Origin of the sequence: Actinoplanes cyaneus, from assembly GCF_016862095.1 — a bacterium.
Lineage (GTDB): Bacteria > Actinomycetota > Actinomycetes > Mycobacteriales > Micromonosporaceae > Actinoplanes > Actinoplanes cyaneus.
On record NZ_BOMH01000040.1, the window covers coordinates 53,999 to 75,495 of the forward strand.

21 protein-coding genes are annotated in these 21,497 nt (G+C 71.2%); 5 read left to right on the forward strand and 16 right to left on the reverse strand.

Features of this window, described 5'->3' with window-relative positions:
• Positions 1-40 precede the first annotated feature (40 nt).
• From lepB (Acy02nite_RS26950) to proS, 9 genes are all read right to left on the reverse strand, one after another.
• Positions 41-703, reverse strand: coding sequence for a signal peptidase I (gene lepB, locus Acy02nite_RS26950; protein WP_203745405.1), 663 nt, complete (start codon positions 701-703; stop codon positions 41-43).
• Positions 700-1,593 carry a signal peptidase I gene (gene lepB / locus Acy02nite_RS26955; protein ID WP_203745413.1) on the reverse strand — a complete coding sequence of 298 codons (894 nt, stop codon included), beginning with the start codon at positions 1,591-1,593 and terminating at the stop codon, positions 700-702. The genes lepB (Acy02nite_RS26950) and lepB (Acy02nite_RS26955) overlap by 4 nt, the downstream gene beginning before the upstream one ends.
• A gap of 153 nt (positions 1,594-1,746) precedes the next feature.
• The gene (rplS, locus tag Acy02nite_RS26960; protein WP_203745415.1) at positions 1,747-2,103 is read right to left on the reverse strand and encodes a 50S ribosomal protein L19; all 357 of its coding nucleotides are present in this window, start codon (positions 2,101-2,103) and stop codon (positions 1,747-1,749) included.
• Positions 2,104-2,230: 127 nt separating this feature from the next.
• A complete protein-coding gene (gene trmD / locus Acy02nite_RS26965; protein ID WP_203745423.1) occupies positions 2,231-2,995 on the reverse strand; it encodes a tRNA (guanosine(37)-N1)-methyltransferase TrmD in 765 nt (254 codons plus the stop codon).
• Positions 2,992-3,558 carry a ribosome maturation factor RimM gene (gene rimM, locus Acy02nite_RS26970; RefSeq protein WP_203745565.1) on the reverse strand — a complete coding sequence of 189 codons (567 nt, stop codon included), beginning with the start codon at positions 3,556-3,558 and terminating at the stop codon, positions 2,992-2,994. The genes trmD and rimM overlap by 4 nt, the downstream gene beginning before the upstream one ends.
• 6 nt (positions 3,559-3,564) lie before the next feature.
• A complete protein-coding gene (locus tag Acy02nite_RS26975) occupies positions 3,565-3,822 on the reverse strand; it encodes an RNA-binding protein (RefSeq protein WP_111651360.1) in 258 nt (85 codons plus the stop codon).
• A complete protein-coding gene (rpsP, locus tag Acy02nite_RS26980; RefSeq protein WP_203745425.1) occupies positions 3,800-4,327 on the reverse strand; it encodes a 30S ribosomal protein S16 in 528 nt (175 codons plus the stop codon). Before rpsP ends, Acy02nite_RS26975 begins: the two co-directional genes overlap by 23 nt.
• 172 nt (positions 4,328-4,499) lie before the next feature.
• Complete coding sequence (locus tag Acy02nite_RS26985) at positions 4,500-5,147, reverse strand: ribonuclease FAU-1 family protein (protein ID WP_203745427.1); 648 nt, start codon at positions 5,145-5,147, stop codon at positions 4,500-4,502.
• Between the two features lie 2 nt (positions 5,148-5,149).
• Complete coding sequence (proS, locus tag Acy02nite_RS26990; protein WP_203745429.1) at positions 5,150-6,556, reverse strand: proline--tRNA ligase; 1,407 nt, start codon at positions 6,554-6,556, stop codon at positions 5,150-5,152.
• Between the two features lie 83 nt (positions 6,557-6,639).
• On the opposite strand from proS, the gene Acy02nite_RS26995 reads away from it, so the two are divergent.
• Entirely contained in the window at positions 6,640-7,170 is a 531-nt protein-coding gene (locus tag Acy02nite_RS26995; protein WP_203745431.1) for a SigE family RNA polymerase sigma factor, read from the forward strand.
• Positions 7,160-8,602, forward strand: coding sequence for a PQQ-binding-like beta-propeller repeat protein (locus Acy02nite_RS27000; protein ID WP_203745433.1), 1,443 nt, complete (start codon positions 7,160-7,162; stop codon positions 8,600-8,602). The genes Acy02nite_RS26995 and Acy02nite_RS27000 overlap by 11 nt, the downstream gene beginning before the upstream one ends.
• Before the next feature lie 101 nt (positions 8,603-8,703).
• Here Acy02nite_RS27000 and Acy02nite_RS27005 read toward each other — a convergent pair whose 3' ends face one another.
• The 3 genes from Acy02nite_RS27005 to Acy02nite_RS27015 all read right to left on the reverse strand — a co-directional run bounded on the left by Acy02nite_RS27005 (position 8,704) and on the right by Acy02nite_RS27015 (position 12,081).
• Positions 8,704-9,780: an amidohydrolase family protein gene (locus Acy02nite_RS27005; protein ID WP_203745442.1), complete on the reverse strand. Its 1,077-nt coding sequence runs from the start codon at positions 9,778-9,780 to the stop codon at positions 8,704-8,706.
• A 460-nt stretch (positions 9,781-10,240) separates the two neighbouring features.
• Entirely contained in the window at positions 10,241-11,788 is a 1,548-nt protein-coding gene (gene ffh / locus Acy02nite_RS27010) for a signal recognition particle protein (RefSeq protein WP_203745444.1), read from the reverse strand.
• A 65-nt stretch (positions 11,789-11,853) separates the two neighbouring features.
• Positions 11,854-12,081, reverse strand: coding sequence for a hypothetical protein (locus Acy02nite_RS27015; protein ID WP_203745446.1), 228 nt, complete (start codon positions 12,079-12,081; stop codon positions 11,854-11,856).
• Between the two features lie 193 nt (positions 12,082-12,274).
• Here Acy02nite_RS27015 and Acy02nite_RS27020 point away from each other — a divergent pair, with 193 nt between their 5' ends.
• Complete coding sequence (locus Acy02nite_RS27020; RefSeq protein ID WP_239175240.1) at positions 12,275-13,957, forward strand: stealth family protein; 1,683 nt, start codon at positions 12,275-12,277, stop codon at positions 13,955-13,957.
• Entirely contained in the window at positions 13,954-15,216 is a 1,263-nt protein-coding gene (locus tag Acy02nite_RS27025; RefSeq protein WP_203745456.1) for a nucleotide sugar dehydrogenase, read from the forward strand. The genes Acy02nite_RS27020 and Acy02nite_RS27025 overlap by 4 nt, the downstream gene beginning before the upstream one ends.
• 594 nt (positions 15,217-15,810) lie before the next feature.
• Here the strand turns inward: Acy02nite_RS27025 and Acy02nite_RS27030 are convergent.
• Genes Acy02nite_RS27030 through Acy02nite_RS27040 form a run of 3 tightly spaced genes read right to left on the reverse strand, consistent with a single transcriptional unit; the run spans position 15,811 to position 18,804 of the window.
• Complete coding sequence (locus tag Acy02nite_RS27030; RefSeq protein ID WP_239175241.1) at positions 15,811-16,194, reverse strand: GtrA family protein; 384 nt, start codon at positions 16,192-16,194, stop codon at positions 15,811-15,813.
• A complete protein-coding gene (locus Acy02nite_RS27035) occupies positions 16,178-17,185 on the reverse strand; it encodes a glycosyltransferase family 2 protein (RefSeq protein ID WP_203745460.1) in 1,008 nt (335 codons plus the stop codon). The genes Acy02nite_RS27030 and Acy02nite_RS27035 overlap by 17 nt, the downstream gene beginning before the upstream one ends.
• Positions 17,182-18,804: a hypothetical protein gene (locus Acy02nite_RS27040; protein WP_203745462.1), complete on the reverse strand. Its 1,623-nt coding sequence runs from the start codon at positions 18,802-18,804 to the stop codon at positions 17,182-17,184. Before Acy02nite_RS27040 ends, Acy02nite_RS27035 begins: the two co-directional genes overlap by 4 nt.
• A 69-nt stretch (positions 18,805-18,873) precedes the next feature.
• Between Acy02nite_RS27040 and Acy02nite_RS27045 the strand changes: the two genes are divergently transcribed.
• On the forward strand, positions 18,874-20,859 hold the full coding sequence (locus Acy02nite_RS27045) for an acyltransferase family protein (protein WP_203745464.1): 1,986 nt from the start codon (positions 18,874-18,876) through the stop codon (positions 20,857-20,859).
• On the opposite strand, the gene Acy02nite_RS27050 is transcribed toward Acy02nite_RS27045, so the two are convergent.
• Complete coding sequence (locus Acy02nite_RS27050) at positions 20,836-21,495, reverse strand: hypothetical protein (RefSeq protein ID WP_203745465.1); 660 nt, start codon at positions 21,493-21,495, stop codon at positions 20,836-20,838. The two genes, Acy02nite_RS27045 and Acy02nite_RS27050, sit on opposite strands and share 24 nt — an antisense overlap.
• Between the last annotated feature and the right edge of the window lie 2 nt (positions 21,496-21,497).

The following is a 21,497-nucleotide window of genomic DNA, read 5'->3' on the forward strand; positions in this document are numbered from 1 at the left end:
CAAGACTAAGCACTCGGCGTCGATCTTCCGAACCGCCCTCTCACCGGGCGGAGGCGTTCGGGATGTCGTTGTACGTATCGGGCACTGTCAACCAGGTCGCGCGGCCGACCGGCCAGAAGATCGTGAATGCCCGGCCGACCACCGAGTCGACGGTGATCGTCGCGTCCTGCAGCTTGCCGGCCTGGTCGGTCGCGGCGCTCTGCTCGTAGTGCTCCAGCGAGTCGCCGGAGGCCTCCCGGTGGTCGCCCATCACCCAGAGCCGCCCGGCCGGGACGGTGATGTCGAACTTCTCGTCCGCCACCTGGTTCCGGGTGCCGTCGGCGTCGGTGTAGATGTACGGCTCGTCGAGCGAGTGCCCGTTGATCACGAGCCGGCTCTGGTCGTCGCAGCACATCACGTGGTCGCCGGGGGTGCCGATGACCCGCTTGATGAAGTCCTCGCCCTCGGCGCCGGACTGCCACTCGGTGGGCGCCTTGAAGACGATGATCTCGCCGCGCTTGGGATCCCGGAAGTCATACACCAGTTTGTTGACGAGCACCCGGTCCCACACGTTCAGCGTGTGCTCCATGGAGGGGGACGGGATGTAGAACGTCTGCAACACGAAGGCGCGCACCAGGACGGCGACGAGGATCGCCACGCCCAGCAGAATGGGAAGCTCGCGCCAGAAGGACCCCCGGCGCTTTTCGGTCTGCTCGTCAATCACGCTCGGAGCCTACGTCGTCGGGACACGAACAACATGGTGGAACGCGCGGACAGGGCGGCGGTCAGCAGCAACGGGAAGAGGCCGGCGGCCACCTGTGGATCCTGCCGGGGTTGCGGCCCGGGTGGCCCGATCGCCGCGGTCGGATGCTCCTTGGCGAACTGCTTCCAGACCTCAGGGACTTCGAGCCCGGTGAATCTACTGCTGGGCCAGACGGTGACGAAGGCGCGGCCGATCACGTTCTCGATCGGGACCGGACCCTGGCAGCGGGCATCCTGGGAGACCTGCCGGTGGTCGCCCATCACGAACATCTGCCCCGCCGGAACGGTGACCTCGGCGAATTTCCGGCTGGTGCACTGGCCGGCGATCACCGGCTGGCTCAGGTCGGAGTTGAAGCCGTCGGCGATGTAAGCCTCATCGATGCCGACCCCGTTGACCGTGATCCGGCCCTGGTCGTCGCAGCAGGCAACCTTGTCACCCGGAAGACCGATCACCCGTTTGATGAAGTCCCGCTCGCCGGGACGGCTGACGCCGACCAGGTCGCCGATGGTGCGGCCGAGTTTCGCCCCGAACGTGTTGCTGACCGGCTCGCTGACCTCGGGCGCCCAGTTGTCGGTGCCGCGGAACACCACGATCTCGCCGCGCAGTGGGTCGCGCATGTCGTAGACGACCTTGTTGACCAGCACCCGGTCCTTGAGCTCCAGCGTCTTCTGCATCGACCCGGAGGGGATGTAGAACGCCTGGACCAGGAACGTCCGGATGAGCACTGCCAGGCAGAACGCCACCACGAGCAGCAGCGGCAGCTCCTGCCAGAGGGGCATTTCCTTGCGCCTGAGCATCGACCGCCGACGAGGGGACGGACGATAGCCTTCCATCGGATCCACGCTTCGCATCTCCTGACGCCTACCGGCCGAACCGCCCCCGGATACAGCACTACCGCCCGGGTTTCCCGGCTAGGGGAAGTTACGAGCGGTAGGACTGGAATGGTTCATCACCGGGCACAGCCGTCAGCCTAGGCCTTCGCGGCTGTGCCGGATCTGAGAGGCTCAGACGGTCTGCTTCTCCCGCAGCTCCTTGATCTTGGCCTTCTTGCCGCGGAGCTCACGCAGGTAGTAGAGCTTGGCGCGGCGGACGTCACCACGGGTGACGACCTCGAGCTTGTCGATCGCCGGGCTGTTCAGCGGGTAGGTCCGCTCGACGCCGACACCGAAGCTGATCTTGCGGACCTTGAAGGTCTCCCGCAGGCCACTGCCCTGGCGAGCGATCACGACGCCCTGGAAGACCTGCACACGGGAACGATTACCCTCGACGACCCGGGCGTACACCTTGAGGGTGTCACCGGCGCGGAAGTCCGGAAGGTCGGTGCGCTGCGACTGGGAGTCGAGCTCGTCCAGCGTGTTCATCGCTGCATCCTTGTATAACTAGTGCTCACCGTGTGTTCGGTGACGCAGACGGGTACTTCTGACCCTCCTCGGCTTCAGAGGGTCCTCGTCCCCTCCCCGCGGCGCGGGACTCGGGACGGCAACCTCCCTACTTTGCCACACGCGGTGGCGGGAGCTCCAATCCGGCCTCGGCGAGAGCCTTGCGGTCCTTGGCGTCGAGGCTCTCCGGCGGGTACGCGGCGAACAGGTCCGGCCGGCGGTCCGCGGTGCGCAGCAGGCTCTCGGTGCGGCGCCAGCGGGCGATCCGGCCGTGGTCGCCCGAGCGCAGCACGTCCGGGACCTCGCGCTCGCGCCACGACGCCGGCTTGGTGTAGACCGGGGCCTCCAGCAGGCCCGCCGCGTGCGACTCCTCGGTCAGCGAGTCCGCGTTGCCGAGCACGCCGGGCAGCAGGCGGGTGATCGCTTCCATGATCACGATGACCGCGACCTCGCCGCCGAACAGCACGTAGTCGCCGAGCGACACCTCGCGCACCGGCATCCGGGACGCGGCGTCGTCGATCACGCGCTGGTCGATGCCCTCGTACCGCCCGCAGGCGAAGACCAGGTGCGGCAGCGCGGCCAGCGCGTACGCGTCGGCCTGGGTGAACGGCTTGCCGACCGGGGACGGGATGACCAGCGCCGACTCCGGCGTGGTGACCGCGTCCAGCGCCTCGCCCCACGGCTCGGGGCGCATCACCATGCCGGGCCCGCCACCGTACGGGCTGTCGTCCACCGTCCGGTGCACGTCATAGGTCCACGTACGCAGATCGTGCACGGTGAGGTCGAGCGTCCCGGTGGTCCGCGCCTTGCCGATCAGCGAGAGATCGAGCGGGGCGAAGTAGTCCGGGAAGATCGAGACGATGTCGACCTTCACAGATCCAGCAGTCCTTCGGGGAGGTCGACCACGATCCGGCCGCCGGGGACGTCCACCGCCGGGACCATCGCGGTGACGAACGGGATCAGCGCCGTGCCGCCGGCGGCCTTCTTCAGCACGATCAGGTCGGAGGACGGAGCGTGGTCGATCCGGTCCACCGTGCCCAGCGTGACGCCGTCGGCCGACTCCACGCGCAGCCCGATGAGCTGGTGGTCGTGGAACTCGTCCGGGTCCTCCGGCGGGGTCAGCACGGAGCTGTCCACCTGGAGGAACACGCCACGCATCGCCTCGGCGACGTTGCGGTCGTGGATGCCCTCGAACACCGCGATGCCGCGGCCCTGATGCCAGCGGATCGACTCGAGGGTGAGCTGTTTCGGAACTTCGAAGCGAGCGCCGGGAGCGGGGGTGCCCGCCGGGCCGGTGCTCACCCGGCGGTCCCTGGGGACCTCCGTGATGAACACCGACCCGACGGTGAAGCGTTCCTCGGGCTCGTCGGTCCGCACGACCACCGAGACCTCGCCCCGGATGCCGTGCGGTTTACCGATCTGGCCGACGACGAGCAGCATCGGTCAGTACGCGTCGACGATGTCGACGCGGATGCCGCGCCCACCGATCGACCCGATCACCTGACGCAGCGCCTTGGCCGTGCGCCCGCCGCGCCCGATGACCGTTCCCAGGTCCTCCGGGTGCACGCGAACCTCGAGCCGCTTGCCGCGGCGCGAGTCGACCAGACGGACCCGGACGTCGTCCGGGTTGTCGACGATGCCCTTGACGAGGTGCTCCAGCGCCGGCCGGAGCGCCCCGTCAGCTTGCGTCGGCGCCGGCACCGGCCGGGTCCTGTGCAGTCTCGGCGACAGCCTCGCGGTCCGGCTCGGCCGGGTCGGCCGGCTTGGTGTCCGTCGGGCGGGTCGCGGCGACCTCCGGAGCGGCAGCCTGCTTCTCGGCCTTCGCCTTCTTCGGCGTGGCGGCCGGCTTGCTGGCCTCGGCAATACCCAAGGCGGCCTTGGCCTCAGCCTCGTACACCTCGGTCTTGCTCTGCTTGCTCGGCGCGACCAGCAGCGGCGGCGGAGCCGGCAGGTTCTTGAACTTCTGCCAGTCGCCGGTCTTCTCCAGGATGCGCTGCACCGGCTCGGACGGCTGAGCGCCGACCGACAGCCAGTACTGCACACGCTCGGACTTGACCTCGATCACCGAGGGGTGTTCCTTCGGCTGGTAGATGCCGATGTACTCGATGGCGCGACCGTCACGCTTGGTGCGCGAGTCGGCGACGACGATGCGGTACTGCGGGTTGCGGATCTTGCCCATCCGCAGGAGCCGGATCTTAACGGCCACGGTTTATTCGCTCCTGATGACTGCGTGGGTGAGCCGACCGGAACCCACGTGGGGATGCGGGACCGATGCCTCGTGGATTGGCAATGCATGAGGGGTTAGAGGGCGCCTCATGACGTGCCGGATACCAACAAGCCATTCTGCCAGATGAACGGCCGGGAAGCCCAACCGGGTGTCAGCGCGCGCCGGGACGATCCCAACCGGCCGGCAGTTGCGCCGGAACGGGCCAGTCCGGGTCCGGGCGGAAATCCGTCCAGGTCCCGTCGAAGGGGAACCGGCCGGCCTCGATCTTCTCGATCACCCGGCGGCCCTCGGCCCACACCGCGTCCGGGTCCGGCACCCAGTAGTGCTCGGGCAGGGCGAGACGCTCGGCGAACTCGTCCTCGTCCTTCCACCGCCACGTCCGGTCCGGCCAGGCGACCACGTCCAGGTCCTGATCCACCACGTCGACCCCGGCGAGGTCGCCGTCGTCCCAGCGGACCGCCCGCTCCTCGAGGTTGACGTACCAGTTGGTGAAATCACCCTCGGGCGAGCGGAAGAACCAGACCGAATGCTCGCCCCGCGCCGGCAGGAACTTGAGGATGCCGGGGCCGGACCAGGTGACCGGGATCAGCTCGTGCTCCAGCGTCACCCACTCGGTGAACGGCATGTCGCGCACCCCGCGGCCGTCCACCGCGACCTCGATCACCATGGCCGAGCCGCGGGCCAGCCAGAGCAGCAGCCCGCGGTCGTCGTCGGAGACCACCCGGCAGGGGCGGACGTTGACCAGCCGGCCCGCGGAGAAGTTCCGGTACAGGACCGGCCGGCCCACCTCGAACCCCATGATCAGTACGAACGTCCCAGGTACGCAATCAGGTCCGGCTCCTCGTCCGACTCCGGCATCGTGCCGTCCTCGCGGGTCAGGCAGCGGACCGTGACGGCCTTGGCGTTCGCCTGCTTCTCACCGGCCTCGCCGACCGCGGACCACGGCACCCGGGCCCAGCCGGTCTGCGACGCCTCGATCGCCTCCTCCAGCGTCTTCACGTCGACCGTGCGCTCGACCCGGAACGCCAGTGCGTCGTCGTAGAGCCGCTGCTGGTCGGCCTTGAGCGCGGCGACCACCGCTGTCGCGACCTCGGCGAGCGCGATCGGCGACTTCGAGCCGTCCACCCGGCGGGCCACCACGGCGTTGCCGTTGGCCAGGTCACGCGGACCGACCTCGACCCGGATCGGGATGCCCTGCAGCTCGGCGTCGACGGCGCGGCGGCCGAACGGGATGTCCGCGCGGTCGTCGAGCTTCACCCGTACGCCGGCGGCCTTCAGCTCGTCGCGGAGCTGCGCGGCGGCCTCCGCGACGCCCTCGCCGGCCTTGACCACCATGATCTGCACCTGGATCGGCGCGAGCCGAGGCGGCAGCCGCAGGCCGTTGTCGTCGCCGTGCACCATGATCAGGCCACCGACCATGCGCGTCGAGGTGCCCCACGACGTGGTCCAGGCGTGCTCGACCGTGCGGTCGGCGGACGAGTAGGTGATGTCGAACGCCTTCGCGAAGTTCTGCCCCAGCTCGTGCGAGGTGCCCATCTGCAGCGCCTTGCCGTCGCCCATCATGGCCTCGACGGTCATCGTGTTCGTCGCGCCGGCGAACCGCTCGCCCTTGGTCTTGCGGCCGGGCACCACCGGGATGGCCAGGAAGTCCTCCATGAACGCCTGGTAGACGTGCTTGTGGATCTCCCGCGCGTGGTCCCGCGCGTCCTGCTCGGTGGCGTGCGCGGTGTGCCCCTCCTGCCAGAGGAACTCGGTGGTCCGCAGGAACGTGCGCGGGCGCAGCTCCCACCGGACCACGTTCGCCCACTGGTTGAGCAGCAGGGGCAGGTCACGGTACGAGTCGACCCACTTGGCCATGAACTCGCCGATCACGGTCTCACTGGTGGGCCGGACCACCAGCGGCTCGGCGAGCTCTTTGCCGCCGGCGTGGGTGACCACGGCCAGCTCCGGCGAGAAGCCCTCGACGTGATCGGCCTCACGGCGCAGGTAGTTCTCCGGGATGAAGAGCGGGAAGTACGCGTTCTGAACGCCCTGCTCCTTGATGCGCGCGTCCATGTCGGCCTGCATGCGCTCCCAGATGGCGTAGCCGACCGGCCGGATCACCATCGTGCCGCGCACCGGGCCGTTGTCGGCGAGTTGCGCCTTGGCGATGAGGTCCTGATACCAGCGGGGGAAGTCCTCCGCACGGGGAGTGAGCACGCGAGCCATGAGGAAGCATCGTAGTCGTGGCCCGAGCGCAACCGGCCGGGTGGGCATCCCGTGTCCCTCAACGGAGAAGGACGGGGTGACGGATGGATTTCGACGGCTTCTACCGGGACACCTCCCGGCGGCTGCTGCGATACGCGTACGGACTGACCGGTGATCCCGGCGAGGCCCAGGATCTGGTGCAGGAGGCGTACGCGCGGGCCTGGCAACGCTGGCGCAAGGTGTCGGCGTACGAGGACCCGGAGGCGTGGCTGCGGCTGGTGGTGAACCGGCTCTCCACGGACCGGTGGCGCCGGATCGGCGTACGCCGGGCGCGGGCCGCCGCCGAGCCACCACCGGCGACCGTCGGGCCGCCGTCGGAGGACGCGGTCCTGCTGGTCCGGGCGATGCGTGAGCTGCCGGACGCCCAGCGCCGCGCGCTCGCCCTGCACTACCTGCTGGACCGCTCGATCGCCGAGATCGCCACCGAGACCGGTTCGTCGCTCGGCACCGTCAAATCCTGGCTGTCCCGGGGCCGGACAGCGCTCGCGGCCGTCCTGAGCCCCTCGGCGGCCGACGCTTCGGCCGCCGACGCTTCGGCCGCTGACGCCGAGGAAGGAGTTCGCCGTGCCCGCTGACCTGGACGACCTGTTCACCGTGCTGGGACGGCAGGCCGACACGATCCCGATCGGCACCGCCTCGCAGGCACGCCGCCGCGGCGATCAGCGCCGCAACCGGCACCGGGCGGTGCTGGCCAGTGCCGCCGCGGTGGTGCTGCTCCTGACCGGGGCCGGGGTGGTCTCGTTGCGCCAGCACCGCAAGGCCGACCCGATCCTGCCCGCCACCACCCCGTCCCGGGTCCGTGGGCTGGCGCAGCTGGGCGAGCCGCTGCCGGTGCCCGCGGGGCAGAACTGGAGCGCGGCACGGATCTCCGGCGATCGGGTCGTCGGGCTCGCGAACTCCGAGGCGGTCGCGGTCGACACCCGTACCGGGACATCGCTCTGGACCTTGAACGGCAGCTGGATCGGGGTGGTCGCCACGGCGGCGACGATCATCCTGGTGCGCCGCGAGGAGATTCAGCCCGAGGACATCAAGGCCGGCGAGCGGCGGGTGCTGGAGTTCCACGATCCCGCCACGGGCGCGAAGCGCTGGCAGCTGCCGCACACCACCGACGATCGGCTGATCCTGCACGACGACGTGCTGGTCCGCTTGGACGCGACCACCAGGAGGACCACCGCCTATTCGCTGGCCCGCGGCAAGCCGCTCTGGGCGGTCACCGACGACGCGACGTTGATCAGCGGCATGCGGACCGGGGCGGACCACTCCGAGGACCTCTACGGCGTCAGCTCCGCGCTCTACCAGCCGGAGTCCGAGAAGGCCTTCCCCTACACCGACGACCGACTGGTTTCGATCAGCGCGAAGGGCCGGGTGACGATCCGGGACATTCACACCGGAAGGGTGCGATCGACGGCGCAGGGACAACCGAACCCCGAGGACCTTCTCGCGTACGAGGGTTCGATCTACACCACCGTCACCGCCGATCCGGGGCGTGCGCCGGCCTCCCTGTCCCGCGTCCTCTACGCGCCCCGCGATCCGTGGATGTGGGACAGCGCCTTCCCGTGCGGGCCGGACCGGCTCTGCCTGTTCGAGTACCGCTATCTCGACCCCGCGACCGAGAAGATGGAGGCCCACCTCGTGATGATCGACTCGGTGACCGGCCGGGTGGTCCGGACGACCGGGGCGGTGCCGCTCTCCGGAACCCACGCGATGCGCGCCGGTCACATCATGGCCAGCGGCGGCGGCAACAAGGGAACCGCGCTCTACGACGAGAACGGGGAGGCCCGATACTCCGACAACGGCGTCGGCGGGTTCGTGGACGACGGGAACGTGCTGACCCTGACCCGGGACGCCGGGGACGGCAGGTTCACCGTCCGTGGCGTCTCCAACATCGACTTCCGGAAGGTGACGCTCGGCGTGATCCCGGAGCTCTCCGGCCGGTGCGACTGGAACGACGACCTGCTCACCTGCCCGACCGGAAAGGGCCTCTACACCTGGCGCTTCACCCGCTGATCACCTGACGACGGCCCCGCTGGACGCACGTGACGACCGCGCCGCACGGCTCACGTGACGACCGCGTCGCGGGACTCACTTGACGACCGCCCCCGCAGCACTCACTTGATGACGGCGCCTCGCAGCACGATGCGGCGGGGCGCCTTCACCACACGCAGATCCTTGCGCGGGTCGGCGTCGTAGACGACCAGGTCCGCCAGGCCGCCCTCGACCAGGCCGGCGAAGCCCAGCCACGCCCGCGCCTTCCAGGACGCCGCGGCCAGCACATCCACCGCCGGGATGCCGGCCTCGTGCAGGTAGAGCATCTCCTCGGCGGCCAGCCCGTGCCGGATCCCGCCGCCCGCGTCGGTGCCCACGTAGATCGGCACGCCGGCCTCGTGCGCCGAGCGCACCACCTCGGGGAAGTTGTCCCGCAGGGCGATCATGTGGTCCGCGTACCCGGCGAACTTGGGCCGGGCCTGATCGGCGATCTTCCCGAACGTCCGGATGTTGATCATCGTGGGAACCAGGGCGGTCCCCCGGCGGGCCATCTCGTCGATCAGCTCCAGGGACAGGCCGGTGCCGTGCTCCACCGAATCCACCCCGGCCCGCACCATGATCTCCACGCCCTCCTCGGAGAACGTGTGCACCGCGGCCCGCGCGCCCGCCGCGTGAGCCGCCTCCACCGCCGCGGCCATCGTCGACTCGTCCCAGCTCGGGGCGAGATCGCCGACCTCCCGGTCGATCCAGTCGCCGACCAGCTTCACCCAGCCGGTGCCGGCCTTCGCCTGCGCGGTGACCGTGGCGGCGACCTCCTCGGCCGGAACCTCGACACCGATGTCCCGCAGATAGCGCCGGGGCGGCGCGACGTGACGCCCGGCGCGGGCCAGGCGGGGCACTCCCGGCTCGTCGTCCAGCTCCGGATAGGGGTACGGCGAACCGGCGTCCCGCAGCGCCAGCACGCCCGCGTCCCGGTCGATGTGGGCGAGCTCACGGGCTTGGTCGAGGCTCTCGATGGGCTTCGCGCCGTACGCGATCCCGAGGTGGCAGTGCGCGTCGACCAGCCCGGGCACGATCCACCCGCCGTCGCTGATCGTCTCGGCGTCGGCGACGGGCTCGAACGTGACCCGATCGCCGACCAGCCAGATGTCCCGGACCTCAGCGTCCGGCAGAACCGTGCCACGCACATGCAACGCCATGGAACAGTCCTACCGGATCGACGGGCTCGGCGTCCCACTGGGCGACGATCGGTCACCGCCCTCCCGGGCCGGCAGCCGCCGCCCGTCCCGCCCAGCCGCCGCTCACGGTTCTGCCCGGCCGGCCGGCGCCCGCCGCCCGCCGCTGGTCCCCGCCCGGCCCGCCGGTCGAGGCCGACTCGGGGCACGGTCTGCTCGCCAGGCACCGTGCGCCTCTGCTCGCCGCCCAGCCGCCGCTCACCGTCGACCGGGCTCCAGGCAGGGCCCCGGGTGCGCCATGATCAGCTCCGGCTGGCACTCACGGTCGGAAACAGCCCCCGAAACAACCCTGAGCACCAGCCCGACCAACCGAGCTGGCACTCACGGTCGGAACCGACCCGGAAACAACCGTCAGCGCCAGCCCGACCAACCGAGCTGGCGCTGAAGGGTCGAAAACAGCGCTGAAGCACCCCTCAGCGCCAGCTCAGCTGTCCTTACCCTTGGGCTTGTTCAGCTTGTTGAAGTCGATCTTCGGGAGCTTGAACCCCGGCGGCATCCCGCCACCGGCCAGCGCGTTCGGGTCCAGCCCCGGGGGCAGTTGCGGCATCCCGCCCGGGAAGCCGCCCGGCATTCCCGCGGGCATGCCGCCGCCGCGGGGGCGGTTGTTCTTGCCCTTGCGCTTGTTCTTGGAGCTCTTGGTGGCCGAACGGCGGCCGCCCGGGAGGCCCATCATGCCGCTCATCTGCTTCATCATCTTCTGTGCGTCGGTGAAGCGGTTGAGCAGCTGGTTCACCTCCATCACCGTGACGCCGGAGCCGTTGGCGATGCGCAGGCGGCGGGACGCGTTGATGATCTTCGGCTCGGTGCGCTCCTTCGGCGTCATGGAGCGGATGATCGCGGTGACCCGGTCGAAGTGGCTGTCGTCGAGCTCGGCCAGCTGGTCCTTCATCTGGCCCATGCCGGGCATCATGCCGAGGATGTTGGCGATCGGGCCCATCCGCCGGACGGCGATCAGCTGGTCGAGGAAGTCTTCCAGCGTGAACTGCTCGCCACCGAGCAGCTTGCTGGTCATCTTCTCCTTCTGATCCTCGTCGAAGGCCTGCTCGGCCTGCTCGATGAGGGTCAGCACGTCGCCCATGCCAAGGATCCGGCTGGCCATCCGGTCCGGGTGGAAGACGTCGAAGTCCTCCAGCTTCTCACCGGTGGAGGCGAACAGGATGGGCTGGCCGGTGACGTGCCGGACGGAGAGCGCGGCGCCACCGCGGGCGTCGCCGTCGAGCTTGGAGAGGACGACGCCGGTCACGCCGACGCCGTCGCGGAACGCCTCGGCGGTCTGCACCGCGTCCTGGCCGACCATGGCGTCGATGACGAAGATGACCTCGTCGGGGCTGACCGCGTCCCGGATGTCGCGGGCCTGCTGCATCATCTCCTCGTCGATGCCGAGACGACCGGCGGTGTCGACGATGACGATGTCCTTCGCGGTGCGCTTGGCGACCTCGATGGAGTCCCTGGCGACCTTGACCGGGTCGCCGACGCCGCTGCCCGGCTCGGGCGCGTAGACGTCGACGCCGGCCCGGCCGCCGACGACCTGGAGCTGGTTGACCGCGTTGGGGCGCTGGAGGTCGGCGGCGACGAGCAGGGGCTGGTGGCCCTGGCCCTTGAGCCAGCGCGACAGCTTGCCGGCGAGCGTCGTCTTACCGGCGCCCTGGAGACCGGCCAGCATGATCACCGTGGGCGGCTGCTTGGCGAAGACCAGCCGCCGCCCCTCACCACCGAGCGTGGTGATCAGCTCTTCGTGAACGATCTTGATGATCTGCTGGGCCGGGTTGAGTGCCTGGGAGACCTCGGCGCCGCGCGCCCGCTCCTTCAGGCTGGCGATGAACGCCTTGACCACCGGCAGCGCAACGTCGGCCTCCAGCAGCGCGAGACGGATCTCCCGTGCGGTGGCGTCGATGTCGGCATCGGTGAGCTTGCCCTTGCCGCGGAGCTTGGTGAAGATCCCGGACAGGCGGTCACTCAGGGTGTCAAACACAGTGCGACTTCCCGTTGGTCGGTGGTGATGGCGTCGACCGCAAGCCTACTTGGAGCCGACGACGCTCACCGGTTCCGCATCCGGTACGTCTTCGTCGCCGCCTCGATCCGCCGCTGAGTGCGGGTCCCGGGGGCGATCTCGCGCTTGATCCGGCCGTAGAGCCAGAGCCCGCCACCGACCACCGCGGCGGTCAGCACCAGGTAGAAGAAAGCGCCGAACAGTGCGTGGGCCACCCAGCTCACCACGACCACGCCACCGACCAACGCCAGCAAGAAAAGCACTGCCTTGCCCATCTGGACCCTCCCGGTCTCGACTGCCTACCACCATGCCGCGCCGGCGCAACCGGTCGCATCGGCCGAGCCCCTGAGTCGTCCCCCTAGGGGTGGCGCCTGCCGAGTAACCAGCCAAACGTGCAGTTGATGGCGTATACCGGCATTAAAAGGCATAGACCGCAACTTCACTCTCCGCCGTCGCGTTGAAGCACGCGTGGTGCGGCGAAAGGACGACGGCGTGGCCCTGCGGCGGATCCTGCGGCGGACACCCTGGGCGATCCGGCGACGGATCGCCCGGGCCGCCGTGCGCCGGATCCTGCCCCGGATCGCGCCGGAGCGACGACTGCGGGTCGCCCGCGCCCTGGTGCCGATGGAGCCGGGCCGGATCCGCCGGCTCACCGCGCACGTGGTCACCACGACCAGCCCCGCGCAGGTACGCCGGGACAACCTCCACCTGGTCACCGGCGCACTCGACCGGGCCGGCGTCGACTGGTTCCGCCTGCCCGACCCGAGCCCCGGGCGCACCGCTGTGGCCGTACGGGAAAGCGACAAGGACCTGGTGACCCGCCTCCTCGCCGGAATCGCCCGCGGCGACCGGGGGATGATCCGGCGAGGCGGCCCGAACGGCCTGGTCCTGGCCGTGTGCCGTCCGGTGACCGACCCCACCGGCAGTCTGGTCCTCGGCCCGGAGCACGCCTGCGAGGTGGAGTTCTGGCGGGCGGACGGCCAGTGGCTCGTCGCGCCGCGGCGCAACCCGGTCGCCGACCGGATCCCGATCGGTGAACCGGTCGTGGCCGCCCCGGAGCCGGTCTTCGGGGCGTTCTGCGCGCCCGGCGACACCACGGCGTACCGCACCCGGCAGGTCTTCGCCGGCGTCGCACCGGACCGGATCGGCTTCCCGATCGACGTGGTCTACACCTGGGTGGACGGCGGCGACCCGGACTGGCGGCGGCGCAAGGAGCTGGCGCTCGCCGGGAACCCGTGGGTGCGGGAGGTCCACCGGCAGGCGGCCAACGACTCGCGCTGGGTCAGCCGGGACGAGCTGCGCTTCTCGATGCGCTCGCTGCACGCGTTCGCGCCCTGGGTGCGGCACGTCTACCTGGTCACCGACGGTCAGGTGCCGGCCTGGCTCGACCTCGATCATCCGCGGCTGACCCTGGTCGGGCACGAGGAGATCTTCGGTGACACCGGCGCGCTGCCGACCTTCAACTCGCAGGCGATCGAGTCCCGGCTGCACCGGATCCCCGGGCTGGCCGAGCACTTCCTCTACTTCAACGACGACGTGCTCCTGGCCCGGCCGGTCACCCCGGACCTGTTCTTCACGGCCGGTGGGCTGACCCGGTTCTTCCCGTCGCCGTCGCTGGTCGACCCGGCCCCGCGCGGGCCCGGTGACCGGCCGGCCGACGCGGCGGCGAAGAACAACCGGCGGCTGATCGAGGAGACGTTCGGGCGGGTGCTGACCCGCAAGATGATGCACACGCCGCATCCGGCCCGGCGCAGCGTGCTCGCCGAGATCGAGTCGCGCTTCGCCGAGCAGGTCCGGGGCACCGCCGAGCACCGGTTCCGGCACCCGGACGACGTGTCGGTGCTCTCCTCGCTTCAGCAGTACTACGCGTACCTGACCGGGCGTGCCGTCCCCGGGGCGATCCGGCACCGGTACGCCGACCTGGCCGACCCGTCGACCCCGCTCAAGCTGGCGACGCTGCTGCACGACCGCGACGTGGACACGTTGTGCCTCAACGACGTGGACAGCCCGGACACGGCCCCCGGGTCGCTGCTCGCCGAGTTCCTGCCGGCGTTCCTGCCGTTCCCGTCGCCCTTCGAACTGCCCGGCCCGCCGCCCGACCCGACCCCCCGTCGCTTGATCACAACCACCAACACAAGGAGATTCCCGTGAGCTACGACGTGGTCATCCTCGGCCTGGGGTACGTCGGCCTGCCGCTGGCGCAACAGGCGATCCGGGCCGGCCTGTCGGTGCTCGGCTTCGACGTCGACGAGACCGTGGTGAAGTCCCTGGCCGACGGCCGGTCGCACGTCGACGACCTGAGCGAGGCCGACGTCGCCGCGATGCTGGCCGACGGGTTCCGCCCGACCGCTGACGAGACCGAGATCGCCCAGGCCCGGACGGCGGTGATCTGCGTGCCCACCCCGCTCTCCGAGGGCGACGGGCCGGACCTGCGCGCGGTCACCGGCGCGACCGGCGCGGTCGGTCGCAACTTACGACCGGGCATGCTGGTGGTGCTGGAGTCGACCACCTACCCGGGCACCACCGACGACGTGGTGCGGCCGGTGCTCGAACGGCTCTCCGGGCTGACCGCCGGCATCGGCTTCCACCTGGCGTTCTCGCCGGAGCGCATCGACCCCGGCAACACCGAGTACGGCCCGCACAACACGCCGAAGGTGGTCGGCGGTTACACCCCGGCCTGCACCGACGCGGCCGCCGACTTCTACGGACGCTTCATCGAGACGGTCGTCCGGGCCCGCGGCACCCGGGAGGCGGAGACGGCGAAACTGCTGGAGAACACGTACCGCCACGTCAACATCGCCCTGGTCAACGAGATGGCCCGGTTCTGCCACGAGCTGGACATCGACCTCTGGGACGTGATCAACGCGGCATCCACCAAGCCGTTCGGCTTCCAGGCGTTCTACCCCGGGCCGGGCGTCGGCGGGCACTGCATCCCGATCGACCCGAACTACCTCTCGCACAACGTGCGCAGCAAACTCGGCTACCCGTTCCGCTTCGTCGAGCTGGCCCAGGAGATCAACGCGACCATGCCGGCCTACGTCGCCCGGCGCGCGCAGAACCTGCTCAACGGCGCGGGCCAGGCCGTCCGCGGCGCGACGATCCTGCTGCTCGGCATCACCTACAAGGCCAACATCGCCGACCAGCGCGAATCCCCGGCCACCCCACTGGCCAGGCAGCTGTCCACCCTCGGCGCCACCGTCGCCTATCACGACCCGCACGTACCCACCTGGGACATCGCCGGCGTCCCGGTCTCCCGCACCGACGACCTGGAGGGCGCCGTCGCCTCCGCCGACCTGGTCATCCTCGTCCAGAACCACCGCGAATACGACGTCGACCACCTGGCCCGCCTCGCCAAACGCTTCTTCGACACCCGAGGCGTCTCCACCGTCCACGAAGCCCACCGCCTGTAACCCCACCCTCCAGCGATCCCACCCGGTCCAGCTCCGTTCCGGTCCGCTTCGGATCACTCCGGCATTCCGGCCCGGTCCAGCTCCGCTCCTGGTCCGGGCCGATTCGGCTGCTCTGGTACGGCTCGGCCAGGCCCCAACCGCACGTGACGGTCCCTGGTCGTGGGGCGCGAGCTGATCCCGGCTCCGGGCCGACCAGCGACCACGGCGGGAAGCGGTGGGTCACTCCCGGCGGGCCTGTTCGTGAAGAGCACGCCGGCCCGCCGCTGGTCCAGGCGCGGCCGCGGCGCAGCGTCCGGGCTGGTTGTCATGGGCGTTATTCGTGCCTCATAACGCCCATGACAACCAGCCGGAACCGCAACCCGCGGCCGCAGCCGTGACCCACGAGCCAGCTCGCGTAGCCGGCCCAGCGGAACGCGCGGGGCGGGGTGCGGGACCCACGAGCCAGCTCGCGTAGCTGGTCTGCGGGGTGCGGGACCACAGACTTACGCCGGATGGTCGCTGGTCGGCCTGGAGCCGGGATCAGCTCGCGCCCCAGGACCAGGGACCGTCACGTGCGGTTGGGGGGCGGCGCTAGGCCGTACCGGCGAAGGGGTTTCAGGAGAAGGTCCAGCGTGAGTTGAGGACGTAGTTGATCACGGGGATGAGCGTGAGGGCGATCGGCTGGACCACGGGGTAGGGGGCGGCGAGGATCTCGGTGCCGAGCCAGAGGACCGTGGTGTTGATCGTGAACGCGACCGCGGTGACCGCCAGGAACTTGGAGCCGGCAAGGGCGTGGCCGGTGGCGGAGCGGAAGACCCACCGGCGTTGCAGCAGGTAGGAGACGACGATGCTGGCGAGAAAGCCGGTTGTCGAGGCGATCACCGGGCGCAGGTGCAGCAGGTGGATCCCGGCCAGGCCGAGCCCGAAATGGGTGACTGTGCTGACTCCGCCGCTCAGTCCATAACGGATGACTCTGGCGAGGTCATCGCTGACGCACACGCTCGGTCCACTGTTCCGGGACATCGAGCGGCGAGACATCGAGCGACGGGACATCGGCCGACGGGACATCGAGGGACGGTAACCCGGTCAGCTCCTGGACGAGGTAGCGGGGACGGCCGCGGACCTCCTCGTGGATCCGGGCCAGGTATTCGCCGATCACGCCCAGCCCGAGCAGCACGAACGTGCCGGTCACCAGCAGCAGCAGGATGACCGTGGGGAAGCCGGCGACCGACTGGCCCTGCATCCAGCGGACCAGGGTCTGGATCCCGAGCACCACCGAGAACGCCGCGAACGTCAGCCCGCCGAGCGTGACCAGGTGCAGCGGCGCCGAGGTGAACGACGTCAGCCCGTTGACCGCCAGCCGGAACAGCGACCGCGCGGTCCAGCGGGACGCGCCGCCCGCACGGTGGTCGATGTCCACCTCGATCGTCTCGCGGGTGAAGCCGATCCAGCTGCTCGTGCCGCGGAAGAACGACGAGTGCTCCGGCATCCGCAGCAGCGCGTCCAGCGCGGGCCGGGCGAGCAGCCGGAAGTCGGTCGCGTCGACCAGGTCCACCTTGGTCATCCGGGTGAACGCGCGGTTGAACACGCGCGCGCCGAGCCGGCCGGCCGGCGACTGCCCGGTCCGGTTGCGTTTGACCGCCTCGACCACGTGCGCCCCGGCCCGCCAGCGGCGGATCATCTCGGGGATCACCGACGGCGGGTGCTGCAGGTCCGCGTCGATCACGACGACCGCGTCGCCGTCGGCGTGCTCGAGGCCGGCCAGCAGCGCGGCCTCCTTGCCGAAGTTGCGGGACAACCGCAGGCCGCGGATCCGCGGGCCGGTCGACGCGTGCGCGGCGATCCGGCTCCACGAGTCGTCCGCCGAGCCGTCGTCGACCAGCACCAGCTCGTAGTCCTCGCCGAGCCCGCCGAGCACCTCGGCCATCCGGGCGACGAACCGGTCGACGCCCGCGCCCTCGTTGAAGACCGGCGCCACCACCGAGATCATGCCGGACCCCTCGTGCAGAACGGCCGGTGCGCGAGCCGGTAGGAGGCTGCGTTCACGGCCTGGTCGAAGCGGCGCATCTCGGGCTGGTACCCGGGCCGCCGGTCGCGCGGCAGACTGGCGCGGAACTGCTCGCGCAGGGTGCAGCGGCGGCCGTCCCCGGCGGCCGACCGGTCGAAGTCGGCGATCTCCTGGGCGACGCGGTCGTGCACGTACGCGGGTCTCTCGGCGGCCACCCCGGCGCGGTGGTCCCGGTTCGCCGAGGTGGAGATCGCGGCGATCACCACGAGCAGCAGCACCCCGGCGAGCGTCCCCCGGCGGTGCGCGCGCCCGCTGTGGTGGCTGCGCGCGAAGACCCAGGCCAGCACCGCGACCGTGAGCAGCGCACCACCGGCCCCGGCGAGCGCGCTGTCCCGCCAGCCGAGCCCCCACCAGCCGGCCGCCGCGAGCCGCTGCAACTGCTCGTTGAGCGCCCCCATCGTGGCCGCCGGCAGCAGCACCGCGATCCCGGTCGCGGCGAGCGCCCCGGCCTGACGGCGGTCCGGGCTGTCGTAGCGCGGCAGGTCCCGCCGGAACCGCACGACCAGCGGGAGCAGGACCACCAGCGCGACCAGTACGGCCGGGCCGAGCGTGTGCCCGTACGGCCCCTCCCCCGCCCGCTGCCACATCAGCGGCGGCACCCAGGAGGTGAGCCGGTTCGGCAGCGCGCCCAGCATCCCGGCCGGCGCGACGTCCGACCCGGAGTAGCAGGTCCCGCCGGCGCACCGGCCCGCGATGATCACCCGGACCGGGATCGCCACCGGCAGGAACCCGGCCCAGAGCAGCCCGGTGAAGCGTGCCCCGCCGACCGTCTGCCGCCAGGAGAGGCCGAGCACCGCGCGGGCCCGGACGAGCGCGACGAGCGCCGCGAGCGGCAGCGCCAGCCAGGCCATCTCGTTGAACGCGGCCAGCGCCGCGCCGGTGACGACGGCGAGGGCGCCGAGCCGCGGCCCGAGCCGGTGCCGCCCCACGGTCCGGGCGGCGGCCGCGGCGACCAGCAGGACGAGCGCCGCGGTGAGGAAGTAGAGCCCGCCGAACAGGACAGTGGTGCTGGTCCGGCCGGCCGCCACGAAACTGCCGCCGACCGCGAACGGCAGCACGGCGGAGACGAGCGAGGGCGGGCCCGCGAACGTCCGGCCGCGGCTCAGCACGGACTCGGCGAGCACCACCGTGGCGAGGGTGAGAAGGATCGCGCTGACCATGGCGACCAGTCGCAGGGACACGTTCGCCGGCAGGCCGAGCAGGTCGGTGATCGCGAACGTGACAGTGTCCAGCGCCCATTCGACCATCCGGCCGAGCGGGCGGAAGTTCCCCAGGTTCAGATACTGCGGAACGGAGTGGACCGCCTCACCGAACAGCTCCCACGGCCGGGCCAGGTACCGCGCGCCGTTGGCATAGACGTTGAACCGGTGGTCGGCCCCGGGCGGCAACGCGACCAGCGGCGACAGCACGATCACCGGGACCAGGGCCGAGCGCAGCACGATCGCCCGCCACACCGGCTGCCAGGGCCGGCGCGGCTGCACCGGCACCGCCGCGGCGGTGAGCGTCGGGGCCGGCACCTCGGAGGCCGTGGGGGCTGTCACACCCCGAGCAACGAGAGCCGACGGACGCAGGTTGCGACACCTCCGCGCGGGGCGGCGCGTTGAACGGCGGTGAGTCAGCCGCAGAACTTCCGCTCCGACATCGAAGGCCTCCGCGCGGTCGCCGTGCTCCTGGTCGTGCTCAGCCACGCCGGGGTGCCGTTGATGGCCGGCGGCTACGTCGGCGTCGACGTCTTCTTCGTGATCTCCGGTTTCCTGATCACCTCGTTGCTGCTGCGCGAGGCCGCGGCGCAGGGGCGGATCTCGATCGGGCGGTTCTACGCCCGGCGGGCGCTGCGGCTGCTGCCGGTCGCGGCGGTGGTGCTGATCAGCACGCTGATCGCGGCGAGACTGTGGCTGCCGGCGACCCGGATCGGGGAGCTGTCCCGGGACGCGCTGTCGGCCGCCGGATACGTGGCCAACCTGCGGTTCGCCGAGATCGGAACGGACTATCTGAACGCCGACGCGCCGCCGTCGCCGTTCCAGCACTTCTGGTCGCTGGCCGTGGAGGAGCAGTTCTACCTGCTCTGGCCGCTGCTGCTGATGCTGCCCCGACGCAAGCCGCTGCTGGCAGGGCTGGTGCTGGCGTCGTTCACGGCCGGGGTGCTGGTGACCGCGCGGTCGGCGCCGTGGGCGTACTTCGGGCCGCACACCCGGGCGTGGGAGCTGGGCGTCGGCGCGCTGCTGGCGGTCTTCGGGGTCCGCGCGCGCAGCCGGGTCCTGGGCGGCGCCGGCCTGGTCGCGATCGTGATCGCGGCGCTGTGGTTCGACGACGCGACGCCGTACCCGGGGATGTATGCCCTTCTCCCGGTCGCCGGCGCCGCGGCCGTGCTGGCGGGTGGCTTCTCCCCGCTCGCGGCCCGGCCGTTGCAGGCGGTCGGGCGGCTCTCCTACGGCTGGTACCTGTGGCACTGGCCGCTGCTGCTGATCGGCCCGGCCGCGCTCGGCCTCGACCCGTCGCTGCCGCTCGCACTGGCCCTCGCCGCGGCCGCGCTGGGCCTGTCCTGGGTGACGTATCACCTGGTGGAGAACCCGGTGCGGCACCAGCCCCGGCTGCGCGCGCGACCGGCCCGGGCGCTCGGACTGGGCGCCGGGCTCTCCGCGGCGGTGGCGGCGACCGCCGTGACCATCGCGCTGCTGCCGCATCTGGTGCCGGCCGGCGCGTCGATCCGGGATCTGCGGGTGACGACGGCGGGGGCGGCCGACCCGTACGCGGTGATCACCCGGACCGTCCGCGCGAGCCGCGCCACGACGGAGCTGCCGGCGAACCTGGAACCCGCGCTGACCGCGGTGAACGCGGACAAGGCGCGGGTCTGGCCGGATGGGTGCCACGTGGAGGCGGACGCCGTGGTCGCGCCGGACGGCTGCGTCTACGGCGATCCGGCCTCGCCGACGACGGTGGTGCTCTTCGGCGACTCGCACGCGGCCCAGTGGTTCCCGGCCGTCGAGCGGGTGGCGATCGAGCACCGGTGGAAGCTGGTGTCGCTGACGAAGAGTTCCTGCTCGGCGGCGGATCTGCGGCTCTGGCACGGCGGGCGGCTGCGCGAGTACACCGAGTGCGCCCGGTGGCGGGCGTCGGCGATGGCCCGGTTCGCGGCGCTCAAGCCGTCCCTGGTGGTGATCGGGTCCAGCTTCAACTACCGCCCGGTGGACACCGCCCGCGACGAGGGCGCGCAGTGGACGGCGGCCTGGCGGCGAACGTTCGGCGCGTTCACCGGGATGGGCGCCCGGGTCGCGCTGATCAAGGACACGCCGTACTTCGACGAGCGGGTGCCGGTCTGCCTGGCCCGTCAGGCCCGGCTCAAGCGGATCAACCGGTGCGGGGCGAGCGTGACCGAGGCCCTGCGCGGGCCGGCCCAGCGTGCCGCGCTCGCCGGCCTCACCGACCCGCGGGTGACCCAGATCGACCCGGTGCCGTGGCTCTGCTCGGCCACGTTCTGCCCCGCGGTGGTCGGCAACGTGCTGGTCTACCGCGACTCCAACCACCTGACCACGACGTACGCCCAGACCGTGTCCCCGCTGCTGGACAGGGCGCTACCGCAAGAGTTCCGCCAGTGACGGCGGGTTCAGCCGGTCGACGACCACGGTGCGTCCGGTGCTGTGGTCGCGGCAGAGCTGGGCCAGCCGCTCGGCGAGCAGGTCGTCCCACGCCCGGCCGGGCCGGTGCCGCTCCCAGGTGGCCCGGTCCGGCAGGTACTCGATGAGCACCCCGAGCTTGCGCAGCAGGGAGAACGACGGGTCGTCGGTCAGCACCACCGGGCGGTGGTCGGGCGTCACGAGCAGCCGCTGGTTGATCGTCACCACCAGGTCGCGCAGGGCGTCGTGGTCCAGTCCGATGGCGACGTACAGGTGCGCGGGCAGCCGCTTCGCGGCCTTGGGATCAACCCCCTGCTTCGGTACGGCCGGAGCACCGCCCGCCGCGGGCCGCAGTCGCCGGACGAGCGCGCGGACCAGCCTCGGCGAGGTGCGCAACGGGTTGCGGACCAACGAGACCAGCGCCTTCCCGAGCCGGTAGGAGCCGCTGTCACGCAGGCTGCGGCTCTTCTCCCGTTCCCGGTCGCGCTGGTCGGTCAGCCGGTCGCAGCGGGCCCGCCAGGAGTCGCGTTCCAGCTCGACCGAGCGGATCCGCCCGGTGAGCGCGGCGATCTCCCAGTGCAGCTTCTCCAGCTCAGATTTTGTGGACAAATCGGGCATGT